At 64.7% G+C, this 12,768-nt stretch carries 13 protein-coding genes; 6 read left to right on the top strand and 7 right to left on the bottom strand.

What is annotated here, in order from left to right; all coding sequences use genetic code 11:
• On the top strand, window positions 1-388 hold a 388-nt coding region (locus RHODMAR_RS21715; protein ID WP_008718869.1), incomplete at its 5' end, for a transposase.
• A gap of 111 nt (window positions 389-499) precedes the next feature.
• Here the strand turns inward: RHODMAR_RS21715 and RHODMAR_RS21710 are convergent.
• Window positions 500-1,669 carry an aminotransferase class V-fold PLP-dependent enzyme gene (locus RHODMAR_RS21710; protein ID WP_008718868.1) on the bottom strand — a complete coding sequence of 390 codons (1,170 nt, stop codon included), beginning with the start codon at window positions 1,667-1,669 and terminating at the stop codon, window positions 500-502.
• A gap of 147 nt (window positions 1,670-1,816) precedes the next feature.
• Between RHODMAR_RS21710 and egtA the strand changes: the two genes are divergently transcribed.
• Genes egtA through egtD form a run of 4 tightly spaced genes read left to right on the top strand, consistent with a single transcriptional unit; the run spans window position 1,817 to window position 6,099 of the window.
• Complete coding sequence (gene egtA, locus RHODMAR_RS21705; RefSeq protein ID WP_008718865.1) at window positions 1,817-3,073, top strand: ergothioneine biosynthesis glutamate--cysteine ligase EgtA; 1,257 nt, start codon at window positions 1,817-1,819, stop codon at window positions 3,071-3,073.
• Window positions 3,070-4,374 (top strand): ergothioneine biosynthesis protein EgtB, encoded by a 1,305-nt coding sequence (egtB, locus tag RHODMAR_RS21700; protein WP_008718863.1) that lies wholly within the window; start codon window positions 3,070-3,072, stop codon window positions 4,372-4,374. Before egtA ends, egtB begins: the two co-directional genes overlap by 4 nt.
• On the top strand, window positions 4,375-5,109 hold the full coding sequence (egtC, locus tag RHODMAR_RS21695) for an ergothioneine biosynthesis protein EgtC (RefSeq protein ID WP_008718861.1): 735 nt from the start codon (window positions 4,375-4,377) through the stop codon (window positions 5,107-5,109).
• 15 nt (window positions 5,110-5,124) lie between these two features.
• Complete coding sequence (gene egtD, locus RHODMAR_RS21690; RefSeq protein ID WP_008718859.1) at window positions 5,125-6,099, top strand: L-histidine N(alpha)-methyltransferase; 975 nt, start codon at window positions 5,125-5,127, stop codon at window positions 6,097-6,099.
• Window positions 6,100-6,243: 144 nt separating this feature from the next.
• Here egtD and RHODMAR_RS21685 read toward each other — a convergent pair whose 3' ends face one another.
• On the bottom strand, window positions 6,244-6,639 hold the full coding sequence (locus RHODMAR_RS21685; RefSeq protein WP_008718857.1) for a RidA family protein: 396 nt from the start codon (window positions 6,637-6,639) through the stop codon (window positions 6,244-6,246).
• A gap of 96 nt (window positions 6,640-6,735) precedes the next feature.
• On the opposite strand from RHODMAR_RS21685, the gene RHODMAR_RS21680 reads away from it, so the two are divergent.
• Window positions 6,736-7,746, top strand: coding sequence for a helix-turn-helix transcriptional regulator (locus RHODMAR_RS21680; RefSeq protein ID WP_042940068.1), 1,011 nt, complete (start codon window positions 6,736-6,738; stop codon window positions 7,744-7,746).
• Here RHODMAR_RS21680 and RHODMAR_RS21675 read toward each other — a convergent pair.
• The 5 genes from RHODMAR_RS21675 to RHODMAR_RS21655 all read right to left on the bottom strand — a co-directional run bounded on the left by RHODMAR_RS21675 (window position 7,710) and on the right by RHODMAR_RS21655 (window position 12,434).
• Entirely contained in the window at window positions 7,710-9,089 is a 1,380-nt protein-coding gene (locus tag RHODMAR_RS21675) for an ABC transporter permease (RefSeq protein WP_008718853.1), read from the bottom strand. The two genes, RHODMAR_RS21680 and RHODMAR_RS21675, sit on opposite strands and share 37 nt — an antisense overlap.
• Window positions 9,086-9,838: an ABC transporter ATP-binding protein gene (locus RHODMAR_RS21670; protein ID WP_042940070.1), complete on the bottom strand. Its 753-nt coding sequence runs from the start codon at window positions 9,836-9,838 to the stop codon at window positions 9,086-9,088. Before RHODMAR_RS21670 ends, RHODMAR_RS21675 begins: the two co-directional genes overlap by 4 nt.
• Window positions 9,839-9,933: 95 nt before the next feature.
• Window positions 9,934-10,635 carry a response regulator transcription factor gene (locus tag RHODMAR_RS21665; RefSeq protein ID WP_051048229.1) on the bottom strand — a complete coding sequence of 234 codons (702 nt, stop codon included), beginning with the start codon at window positions 10,633-10,635 and terminating at the stop codon, window positions 9,934-9,936.
• The gene (locus RHODMAR_RS21660) at window positions 10,593-11,789 is read right to left on the bottom strand and encodes a sensor histidine kinase (protein WP_008718847.1); all 1,197 of its coding nucleotides are present in this window, start codon (window positions 11,787-11,789) and stop codon (window positions 10,593-10,595) included. The genes RHODMAR_RS21665 and RHODMAR_RS21660 overlap by 43 nt, the downstream gene beginning before the upstream one ends.
• A gap of 18 nt (window positions 11,790-11,807) precedes the next feature.
• Window positions 11,808-12,434, bottom strand: a complete 627-nt coding sequence (locus RHODMAR_RS21655) for a hypothetical protein (RefSeq protein ID WP_008718844.1) — start codon at window positions 12,432-12,434, stop codon at window positions 11,808-11,810.
• Window positions 12,435-12,768: the final 334 nt, after the last annotated feature.

Genomic DNA, 12,768 nt, shown 5'->3' with positions numbered 1-12,768 from the left:
CTTCGACGCCGGGTACTGCTCGAACGCCAACCTCGATGCGCCCGGCCCGGACCGGTTGATCGCCACCGGTACCACGCGCGATCTCGAAGCCGCCGCACGCACCACCGCAGACACCGTCGGCAATCTTGAACATCAACCAGCACAACGGAGTTCGCTCGCGAAGATGCGGGAGAGGTTGGCGACACCGGAGGGGATCGCGACCTACCGGAAACGCTCGCATATCGCCGAGACACCGTTCGGGCATGCCAAACACAATCTCGGATTCCGTCGATTCACCGGCCGAGGACTCGACCGAGCGGGCAGCGAATGGTCATTTCATGCCGCGGTCCACAACCTCGGCAAGATCCTCACCCAACTCGCCGCAGCCCCCACCGCAGCACCTGCCTGAACGAGTGTGGCCGGGCCCTACCGGGCCCGGCCACATGCACCGACCTCACACGGCCGAACAGTTCATGCCCTCACGCGTACCAAAACGCAACAGCCCGCCTGCTACGAAGTGTCACTCACCTGCGAGCGCAGCGAGCATCGTGTCCAGCTCGGCGAAGGTGACGAAGTAGTGCGGAGATGCTCGCACCACGGAGTCGAGTCCCCGGCCGGTCATGTCCAGTCGCGTCGAACTGTCGTAGCTGACTCGTACGCTCACGCCCTGGTTTCCGAGCCGGTCACGGACCGCGTCGGGTTCCTCGCCGTCCACTGTGAACGAGACGATGCCGCTCTTGCGGTCGCCGAGGTCGCGCACGGTCACCCCGGGGATTTCTCGGAGACCGGCCCGCAGGTATTCGGCACGTTCGACAACGGCTTCTTCGACCTGGTCGATGCCGAGCTCGAGTAGGTAGTCGACGGCGGCACCGAGTGCGAGCCTGGCCGCGACGTCGCATTCCCAGAACTCGAATCGAGTGGCGTCGTCGGCCATGCGGTATGTCTGCCGGTCTATCCACTGCGCGCTGTGCAGGTCCAGGGCCGTCGGATGCAGCGTCGACGCCAATCCTGGACGCAGGTAGAGAAATCCGGTTCCGCGAGGTCCACGGAGCCATTTGCGTCCGGTGGCCGACAGTGCGTCGACGCCGAGTTCGTCGACGTCGACGCGCATCTGCCCGATGGACTGGCAGGCGTCGAGCAGGACGATTGCCCCGTGCTGGTGAGCGAGATCTGCGACGGCGCGGGCGGGGTTGATCAGGCCACCGTTGGTGGGCGCATGCACCACCGAGACCAATTTCACGCGATCGTCGAGCATGTCCTGCAGTGCGTCGACGTCGATCCGTCCCGACTCGTCGCTCGGAATCACCTCCACGACCGCTCCGGTGACTTCGGCACGGTGCAGAGCGCAGATCGCGTTGCTGGCGTATTCGGCCTCGCACAGCAGGATCCGGTCACCGGGGGAGAGCGGCACCGAGTAGAAGAAATCGGTCCAGGCGCGCGTCGCAGAATCGCTCAGTGCGATGCTCGACGCGGGCGCTCCGATCAAAGTGCCGATCGAGGTCTTGACCGCAGCGAGGTCTGTCGTTCGTTCGGCCGCCGCCGAGTAGCCGCCGATTTCTGCTTCTCTACGCAGGTGCGCGATCGCGGTGTCGAGGACGACGGTGGGCGGCAACGAGGATCCGGCGCTGTCGAGAAATACTCGACCCGACGCCCCAGGGGTGTCGCGGCGAATGCGGTCGTGATCGAGCATCGGCTGTCCTTCCGGTCGCTAACTCTCGGCATCAGGGTTGCACAATCGGTAGCCTCGATGGGACGCGGGATCACGGCGTTTTCGATCCCCGCAGCTGGGTACGTTCGGTAGCGAAGAACGTGTTGAGTGCGGAAAGAAGGAACAGCAGTGTCTTCCAACGAGAAGTCCCTCGAGCTGAGCTCGCGCCCAGCGGCCGAGGCATACGTGTCGAAAGTGTGTTTCAAGCTGGGGCCACCGGCTCTCATCGGTGCCGAACTCGAATGGCTCACCGCCTCGGGCGACGGCACGCGCCCAACAGTTTCTGCTCTGGCCTCTGCGCTCGGTGTACACGCCCCACGCAGTATCGACCCCGAGTCGCCCGCCCTGACGTTGCCGGGCGGAAGCATCGTCACCGTCGAACCCGGCGGTCAAGTCGAATTGTCCAGTTCGCCTTATACATCCGTTTCACATCTAGCGCCGATGCTCGACGACGATGCCCAGTTGTTGCGCGAGATGCTCGCGGATGCCGGCATCACGGTCCTCGCTGCTGCGGCCGATGCCACCCGCGCTCCCGAACGAGTTCTCGTCCTACCGCGCTATCGTGCGATGGAGACTCGATTCACCACCGTCGGTCCGTACGGCAAGCTGATGATGTGCAATACCGCTGCGGCGCAGGTGAGTGTCGACGCCGGCCGTGATCGCGCCGAGGTTGCCGCGCGTTGGAACATGCTCCACGTCATCGGCCCGGCGTTCGTGGCCGCCTTCGCCCGATCTCCGGAGCTCGCCGGTGCACCCGAAGGAAACTGGACATCGCAACGAATGCGGACCTGGCTCGAACTCGATTCCAGTAGAACAGATTCCAGCAGAATGGCGGTTCCGACCACCGGAGACCCGATCGCCGACTACGCCCGGTGGGCGCTCGACGTTCCGCTGCTCTGTATACAGGGTGTCGGTCGGAACTGGGAAGCGCCTGCTGGAACGACGTTCGCGCAGTGGTTGGACGATCCCGGTGTCGTCGGACGCGCGCCCACGTACGGCGATCTCGATTATCACCTGACCACTCTGTTCCCCCGCGTGCGAGCGTGTGGGTACTTCGAGATCCGCTACCTCGACGCCCAGCCGGACGGGCAGTGGGTGGTTCCTGCCGCGGCGTTCGAGGCGCTGTTGTCCACACCGCACCTCGTCGCGCGCGCCACCGAGATCGGATCAGGGACGGCCGGACGTTGGCTCGACGCGGCTCGCGTCGGCCTGGCGGATCGTGACCTGCGCACGGCTGCCACCGAATTGCTGAACCTCGCAGCGGAGTCGAGCGGCGAGTATGCCGACCGACTGTCGACGGCGTCCCGCCGGTGCCGCTCCGGCCTACCTCCCGATGAGTTCGACACAACGTCGCCGGCATTTCAGAGTCGAAAGGAATCGGTGTGAGCCCCGAACAGCTCAGGAACAGGATCGAAACGGTCCTCACTCGTAGTCGGGCCCGTAGTGCCGCACTCACCGACTGCATCGACGAGACAGAGTTGATGGCGCAGCACTCGCCACTGATGAGTCCACTGGTGTGGGATCTCGCCCACATCGGGAGCCAGGAGGAACTCTGGCTCGTCCGCGACGTGGGTGGCCGTGAGCCGGTGCGGCCCGACATCGACGAGCTGTACGACGCGTTCAAGCACACCCGTTCCTCGCGCACCTCCCTTCCGCTGCTCACTCCGGACGAGGCGCGCGTATATGTGCAGACCGTTCGAGACAAAGCCTGGGACGTGCTCGACCACAGCACTTTCGAGGGCAGGGCGGTCGAAAAGCACGGATTCGCGTTCGGCATGATCGCCCAGCACGAGCAGCAGCACGACGAGACCATGCTCGCCACTCATCAACTGCGCTCGGGGCCTGCAGTTCTGACCGCTCCCACGCCGCCGGCCCCGGCTGTGCCGGTATCCGGCGAAGCGATCATCGCGGGCGGGTCGTTCTCGATGGGTACCTCGCTCGACCCGTGGGCGCTCGACAACGAGCGGCCCGCTCACGCAGTGCATGTGCCGACCTTCGCGATCGACAGAGCCCCGGTCACCAACGCGCAGTTCATGGATTTCATCGCCGACGGCGGTTACGAACGCCGCGAACTCTGGTCCGACAAGGGATGGCAGCATCGCGTCGACGCCGAGCTGACCGCCCCGCAGTTCTGGGAGTCCGATTCCGACGGCACGTGGTGGCGTCGCAGTTTCGGCGTGCGCAGGCCGGTGCGTCCGCATCAACCCGTGGTGCACGTGTGTTGGTTCGAGGCCGATGCGTACGCCCGCTGGGCCGGCAAGCGCCTGCCGACCGAGACCGAGTGGGAGAAAGCCGCGCGCTACGACTTCGCGACACGGACCAGCCGGGCATACCCATGGGGCGACGCCGAACCCACTGCGGTGCATGCCAACCTGAATCAGCGTCATCTCGAACCGGCGGACGTCGGCGCATACCCCGACGGCGCGTCTCCGGACGGAGTGCACCAACTCATCGGTGACGTCTGGGAGTGGACGTCCTCGGACTTCGAGCCGTATCCCGGATTCGAGGCGTTCCCCTATGCCGAGTACTCCGAAGTGTTTCTGCGCGGCGACTACAAGGTGTTGCGCGGCGGTTCGTTCGGTACCGACGAGGTGGCGTGCCGAGGCACGTTCCGCAACTGGGATCACCCGATTCGCCGACAGATCTTCAGCGGGTTCCGGTTGGCCCGCGACGTGGAGCACAGCTGAATGTGCCGACATCTCGGGTACGTGGGTGTCGACGCCTCGGTCGGATCGCTGCTGACGGAGGGCGAACATTCGCTGCGCACCCAGTCTTTCGCGCCGAGCGAGATGCGCGGCGGCGGCACCATCAACGCCGACGGATTCGGTGTCGCGTGGTGGGACGATGACAAGTCCGCGCACACTTACCGCAATCCGATGCCGATGTGGACCGATCCTGCGGTCGATGATGTGCTGCCACAGGTGCGCTCGACGTCGGTGATCGCGGCGGTACGCTCGGCAACGGTGGGGATGCCGGTCGAGCGCAGTGCCTGTGCCCCGTTCACCGACGGTCGTTGGGCGTTCAGTCACAACGGCGTGGTGTTCGGTTGGCCGCAGTCGATGGCAGAGCTGTGGTCCGAGATTCCGCCGATCGATGCGCTGGCGTTGCCCGCGCCGACCGATGCGGCCGCACTGTGGATCGTGCTGCGAAACCTGCTGCGCACCAACGATCCGGAGTCCGCACTGCGAATGTTGGTGCAGCGGGTCTTGGCTACATCGCCCGACGCCCGGCTGAACTTCCTGCTCGGGGACGGCGACACCTTGTACGCCACGGCGGTGTATCACTCGTTGTCCGTGCGGCGCACCGAGGGCGCGGTCACGATCGCGTCCGAGCCCCTCGACGATCACCCCGACTGGTTATCCATCGACGACCGCCGCATGATCGTCGCCACGACAACCGACTTCACCATTTCCGGCCTGTAACCCAAAAGGAGCGTCATGAGCACGGTGGAAGTACATCTGGAAGATTCGACATTGGTCGACGAATTACGCAAGGACGTGCGAGACGGACTCACCGCAGACCCGAAGTGGCTCTCGCCCAAATACTTCTACGATGCTCTGGGCAGCGAGTTGTTCGAAGAGATCACCGTACTGCCGGAGTACTACCCGACCCGCACCGAGCGCGCTCTGCTCGAAGATCATGCCCTCGACATCGCCGAGGCAACCGAATCCACGATGTTGATCGAGCTCGGGTCGGGCTCGTCGGAGAAGACGAAACTGCTGCTCGACGCCGGAGTCAAGCACGGCTCGTTGAAAACGTATGTTCCGCAAGATGTCTCCATCTCGGCACTCGAAGGAGCCATCGAGCAGATCTCCAAGGAGTTCCCGGCCCTCGAGGTGAACGGCATCGTCAGCGACTTCACCGATACCTTGCAGAACCTACCCAGTGGCAACGCACGCACTATCGCGTTCCTGGGTGGAACTCTCGGCAACCTCATCCCCGATGAGCGTAGGGAATTCCTGAAAGCCATCGCCGATGCCCTCGATCCCGGGGAGCACCTGCTGTTGGGAGTAGGGCTGGTGATCGATCCGGCCGTGCTCGTACCGGCCTACGACGACGCAGCCGGCGTCACGGCGAAGTTCAATCGAAACGTGCTGTCGGTGATCAACTCTCGCCTGGGCGGAAACTTCGATCCCGATGCGTTCGAGCACGTCGCGCTGTGGAACGCCGAGGACGAGTGGATCGAGATGCGGTTGCGAGCACGCGCGCCGCAAGACGTGCACATCGCCGAGCTCGATCTCGACGTTCACTTCGATGCAGGCGAGGACCTTCGCACCGAGATCAGTGCCAAGTTCCGGCCCGAAACCATCACCGCGGAACTGGCCGCCGCGGGATTCGGCGTCGAGCATCTGTGGTCCGACACAGAATCCCGGTTCGCGCTGATCCTGGCAGGTCGAGTGAGCGAGAGCTGACTACTCGGAGCCAGTGAACCGGGTATTCGAATCGACCGATGCGGTCCTGGTGCGATACTGCAGTCGATTTCGGCGCGGTCGGTCGGCACGGGTGGCCGGCCGACCGCGCCGGTGCGTCTCGTTTTGCCGGTTCGAAAACCGGGATCAGTCGACGGCGGTCGCGTCGATCTCGATCATCTGCCCAGGGACTGCCAGCCGGGACACCTGCAGCATGGTGGTGGCGGGGGTGACGCCTGCCGCGGCGAGTCTCGCCATGAGCGGACCGTAGTGCTGGAACAGCAGGTCGACGTCGGTGGTGTAGATGCCCAGCCGCACTACGTTCGACATGGACATATCGGCCGCCGCCAACACAGCGTCCAGGTTGTCGAGTGTGAGCGCCAACTGCGCCGCCATGTCGCCCTCGTGCATGGGTGCTCCGTCGTGGTTCATGGCTGTCTGGCCGGAGCAATGGAGAGTCCGGCTGTGTTTGTCGACGAGCGTGCCTTGGTCGAAGCCGAGGGACACCGACCATTGCACAGGGTTGATCGCAGTTCTTTTCATGGTGTGTTTCGCTCCGTCTCGTGTCGGCACTGATACGAGACAAGGCTGACAGCAAATCACGACACCTGCTGTCGTGTATTTCGGTACGGTCTTCGCATGCGCGCGGACAGGCTGGTCTCCCTGGTGCTGTTGCTACGCCAGGGAGGTCGAATGACGGCCGACGCCATCGCTTCCGAATTGGAAGTATCGACGCGCACCGTGCTGCGGGATATCGACGCACTCTCGACCGCGGGCGTTCCCGTATACGCCGAACGCGGCAGGCTGGGAGGGTTCGCTCTGCTACCCGGCTTCAGGTCCGAATTTCCTGGCCTGAACCACGACGAGGCCCTGGCATTGCTGGCTGCCGTGGGTTCGAAGAACGGAGACCATGCGCTCGGACTCGGTTCGGCAGTTGCGTCGGCACTTCGAAAGGTGATGGACGCGTTGCCCGACGGCCATCACGACACAGCCCGAACGTCAGCGCGCCGGTTCCTCATCGAGCCCGAGGCGGATCTGTTGTCTCGTCGCACTGCTACCGAGCAGATTCCCGTCGCCGTCATGGACTCCGTGCGCCGAGCTGTGCTCGAAGGAAAGAAGCTGCGAATCCTCTACGCACCGACCGGCCGAGATGCACAGTGGCGCAACGTGGATCCGATCGGCCTGGTCACCGTGCGAGGCAAGGGCTACCTGCTGGCCACCCGAAACGGCGAAGACCGTACCTACCGACTCTCGCGGGTAGAAGAGGCTGCCGTGCTCACCGAGCCGGCGCAACGCCCGGACAACGTGCGTCTCGATCGGATGTGGAACGAGCGCAGCGCCCGATTCAGAAACGGAGACGCGCAGATGACGGTATCGGCCCGCATTCACCCCACGCGCCGAGAAGAACTCGCAAACACCGCACTGACCGTCACCGACGAGGATCTCGACGGTGACGGTCGGCTGCGAATCACGCTGACCTTTCAGGACGAGCGACACGCAGAGTGGGCTCTGTGGCAACTTGGCAAAGACGCGGAAGTCATTGCGCCGCCATCATTGCAAGACGGTCTGTATCGCCGCGCTCTGGGCATCGCAAATCACTATCGACCTCGAGATCAAGCGTCCGCCAACGCGAGAACCGGCGAGATTTGATTGGCACGTCGTGCGGGTGTCAACGAGGCACCGAGTGCGAGGAGTCCGCCGCACAGCACCGTTCCGACGATGACCGCCCACGGCAGGGTGGGTGCGGTGAGCCCACGGGAATCCAGTGAGCCCAGCAGCGATTGTGCTGCAGCCCAGCCGTACCCGATGCCGAGGATCAAGCCGAAGCCCATCGACGCGACCACCATCTGTGTGCTCTCCGCGACGATCATTGCCCGAATCTGTTTGCGGGTGAATCCGAGTGCACGCAGCAGGCCGATCTCACGGGTCTGTTGCAGAATGCTCAGCAGCAGATTGTTCACCATCCCGACCGCCGCGATGACGGCCGAGAAACCGATGAGTCCGGTCATGATTCCCACTGTCACGGTGAGCACCTGGCCGACGGTTGCCTCGTCGTACTCGTCGACGAGCATCGACCGGTAGCTGTACATCGCGACCGCGAACGTGGTCACCAATGTCACCCCGATCAGCAATCCCACCGCGGTGCGGGTACTTCGATCCGGATAGCGAATTGCGTTGGCGGATGCCAGTCGTGCTGCCGGACCACGGCCGGAGAGTCTTCCGGCCAGGCGCAGCGCCGCAGGCATGATGCGGTAAGCCCCGACCATGATTCCGGTGAACGACGCGGCACCACCGAGAAATGCCACCAGCACGCCGCTCGGGTTCACCATCCCGATCAGGATCCCGATCCCGAGCAGAGCCACCCCGCCGGCGATCAGCACAATCGACAGAGCCGTCCTGATCCGACGCGATTTGGGGGTCTCCACGCCCGAGTCGACGGCACCTCCGGTTGCCTGAACGGGCGTGACATCCAGTACCTTCCGAGAACCGACGTACGAGGCGAGGGTCGTCGTCAGCACCACGACCACGACCGGCAGTATGACCAGCGGCTGAACAGTCGTGTACGAAACATCCGGCAACTGCCCGGCCGAGACTGCAACGGCGCGGGCCAGATGACTGGCACCGATGCCGACGACCATACCGACTGCGCCGCCGAACAATCCGACCACCAGGCCCTCCCTCGCTACCGATCGACGCAGATCACGCGAGCGAGCACCCAACAGTCGAAGAAGTGCGATGGTGCGGGTGCGCCCGGCGACGATCGTCGCGAACGTGTTCGAGGTGACGACCGCCGCGACGTACAACGCAAGACCGATGAACACCAACGCCACGCTGTACAGCGCGGTGATGGCAGCCCCGTCCGTATCCCCGAAGATATCGACCAGAAATGCCGTCGCCTGAATCAACACCACACCGAAGAACGACGCCAACGACGTCACCAGAATGCTGGCACCGTGCTCTTTCGACGCCTGAGCCGAAGTCAACCCACTCATGATGCGTGCTCCATTCCCAGCATGTAGCTCGAAATCTGCTCCGCACTCGACCGCCCCAATTCGTTGACGATGTGGCCGTCGGCGAGGAATACGATGCGATCGGCGTAGCTGGCCGCGATGGGATCGTGGGTGACCATGACGATCGACTGGCCGTACTCGCGCACAGCCGCGGCGAGAAGTCCGAGAACCTCACGGCCGGTACGCGAATCGAGGTTGCCGGTGGGCTCGTCGGCGAAGATCAGATGCGGCCGGGTACCCAGTGCACGCGCGATCGCCACGCGCTGCTGCTGTCCACCCGAGAGCTGATGCGGACGGTGGTTCACCCGCCCCTGCAGTCCCAGGGTGTCGATGAGCTGCTCGATCCAGGCCGACTCCTGCGCAGTGGGTGCGCGCCCGTCGAGCTCGAACGGCAGCTCGATGTTGCCCCGAACATCGAGGGTGGGAACAAGATTGAAGGACTGGAAGATGAAGCCGACCTGCTTGCGCCGCAAGGTCGTCAGAGCGTCGTCGTTGGCCGAGGTGATATCTGCACCGGCCAACATCAGATGACCGGAGCTGGCATTGTCCAACCCCGCCATGACGTGCATGAGCGTTGATTTGCCGGAGCCGGATGGCCCCATGATGGCGGTGAACTGGCCGCTGTGAATGTCGAGAGAAACGTTGTCGAGTGCGCTCACCGGATTGGACGGATCGCCGAAATGCTTGCTGACCTGGAATGCCCGGGCGACCGGGCGGAGCGTTGTTGTCATGCCCACAACGCTATGAGCGGGCGGACGGGAAGTAATCAGGCGCGAGTAGCTGCCTCGTACATCTGCAGGATGACGCGCGCGTCAGTCTCGCGTGGTCAAGGTGAGTTCAGTCCGTGCTCGAAGGCGTAGACCACCAACTGCACTCGGTCACGCAGATGGAGCTTGGCGAAGATGCGACTGATGTGGGTCTTGACGGTCGCCTCGCTCAGGTACTCCATGGCCGCGATTTCCGAGTTGCTCAACCCGCGGGCCGTGAGCTCGAAGAGCTCCTTCTCTCGCGCAGTGAGGGTCGCGAACTCGGGCGGCACCGTCGGGACCACCGGCGTCGGCGTGAAATGCGCCAGTAACCCTGTCGTCGCCGACGCCGCGATGACCGAGTTGCCCGCGTGCACCGTGCGGATCGCGGCGAGCAAGAATTCCGGGTCCGCGTCCTTGAGTACGAATCCACTTGCCCCCGAACGGATCGCCCTCGCGGCGCTCTCGTCGAGATCGAACGTCGTGAGCACCAGAATACGCGGAGGGCTGTCCGAGGCCGCCAGAATCTGCTCGGTTGCGGCGATACCGTCGAGCACCGGCATCCTGACGTCCATGAGCATCACGTCAGGTGTCGCCGACGCGGCAAGTTCGACGGCCTCGGCGCCGTTGCCTGCCTCGCCGACGAATTCCAGATCGGCCTGCGAGGAGATGAGCATGCGGATGCCCGCCCGGAACAGTTGCTGATCGTCGACCAGTGCGACTGTGATGCGATCGGAACTCACGTGGTGCCCTTCGTCGAGGGGGTGGTGGCCGGTAACCATGCGGTGACAGTCCATGACGAGCCGTCGCCGGCCGCAGTGCACACGCCACCGGAGAGGCTGGCACGCTCCTTCATTCCGGCTACTCCGTGGCCCGAGGATTCCACAGCCGGACGCCCGGGGAGCACTCGGTTGCGCACCGTCAGTTCGACGCCTGCGGAGTCGGATTCGATGGCGACGCGCACCGGCTGGTCGGCGTCGCCGTGACGCAGCGCATTGGTCAACGACTCCTGCGTGATGCGATACAACGCCAAGTGGCCTGCTGCGCCCAACGAGACCTCGGTGGAGTCGATTTCCGAGTCGATATTCAGACCGGTCGCGCGCATCTGGTCGAGCAGACGCTCCAGATCTCCCGCCGTCGGGGTCGGTAGATCGCCCTGACTGTGGCGAAGTTGGCCCAGCAGAACCCGAACGTCGGACAACGCCTCGCGGGCGGTGTCGGCGATGGTCGTCAGTGCGGTGTCGACGGCGGCGGGGTCGACGGCGCGCACGTAGCGTGCGCCATCGGCCTGCGCGATCACCACGGCCAGCGAATGCGCCACGATGTCGTGCATGTCGCGGGCAATTCGGTTGCGTTCCTGCTCGATTGCGACTTCGTGCTCGGCGCGGGCCTGATGTACTTCCGCGAGTTCGCGCGCGTGCGCGGATTCGATGGCGCTGCGTCGTGCGTACGCGAGACGGCCGAGCGACCAGGACAGCCCGAGCATGGCCCACAAGCCCACAAGCAGGAGGGCGAACTGCGCGAGTGAGGGTTCTTGCAAGCCGGCGTCCGTGACCGGGGCAAACGGATCGCCGCCCACGTACACCAGGTACAGCGCCGCAATCACCCCGCCGATGACGGCCGAGGCGAGCCCGACGCGTCGAACGACGCTGTCGCCGTATGCGGCCGAGCAATACAGAATTGCGAAGATCGCGGTGTCCGCCGAGAGCGGGAGTACCTGGCTCGCCATCTGTACGACGGCAAGCACCCAAGCGAGTACCAACGACCATCGCGGTGAACGACGCCGGAGAGCCAGCGCGACGCCGAAACCCGCCAGCACACCCGCGCCGGGCGAACCGGATACTCCGCTCAGGGTCGACGGCAGCAGGAGCAGAACGAACACGACCGCGTAGGTGGCGTCGAGCACCTGCCGGGAGATCGAACGCTTGCTCAGCACTCGATCAGACTACGTGGGTCAGGTGGTACGGCGACGAGCCTTCTCGAGCGCGGCCAGAGTTGTCAGCACAGTGGTTCGCTGCCGCTCGAGGTCCTTCATACGCGCCCGCGCCGGGAGGCCCTGCACTCCGTCGAGCGCGCTGATCTGCTCATCGACAGAGGTCAGTTGGACGAGCAACTTCTCCACGCGGGCCTGCAGTTCGATCGCGTCGATTCCGGTGACACCGGCCTGCGACTTCTTGGTAGGTGCCTTGGCAGGAGTTGCCGACGGCGACGCCGGTGCGTTCACCACTGCAGCGGCCCTGGGACGCAACGCTTTGCGCACGGCAGCGGGATCGGGCAGCTTCTCGAGACGGATGCGGTTGAGCACCTCACGGGCATCGCGAGCGGTTACGCGGTACTCCCGCTCCTCCTCGTCCTCGGACGCGAGCGTCCCTCCCAGAGGCCGCAGGCCGTACATTCCGATGAATTGCTTGGCCTCGTCTATGACAGCTTCCTTCTCGCGGCACAGGCCGCAGCGCGGCTCGTTCCGGAAGGTCTCGACGCTGTCGGTGCTACCGCACCACACGCACCCGCCCGGCGTCCATCGAGCGATTCTGACCGTAGTAGTGCCAGCCGGGCCGTGGGAAGAGTCTGCGTCGATCACGACGAGTCATCTTAGGTGACAACGAAACCCGCCCCGCACACCCCCGTCGCGCGAGCTGCATATTCCGGTCACGGGCGTGACGTAGTTCATGCACAGCGGTCAGGGGAGCGGGCGGGCGGGCTTCGGGTCGAGCGAAACAGACTGGGTGTTATGCGGGAGTGGAGCCTGCGGAACGACCCAGTGGGGCTAGGCGGAGCCGCGGGAGTGGAGCCTGCGGAACGACCCAATAGGGCTAGGCGGAGCCGCGGGAGTGGAGCCTGCGGAACGACCCAGTGGGGCTAGGCGGAGCCGCGGGAGTGGAGCCTGCGGAACGACCCAGTGGGGCTAGGCGGAG

The sequence above is a fragment of the Rhodococcus sp. AW25M09 genome, from assembly GCF_000333955.1.
In the GTDB taxonomy this organism is placed as follows: domain Bacteria; phylum Actinomycetota; class Actinomycetes; order Mycobacteriales; family Mycobacteriaceae; genus Rhodococcoides.
The sequence above is the reverse complement of the archived record's forward strand: the minus strand, read 5'-3'. Positions and strand labels throughout refer to the sequence as shown.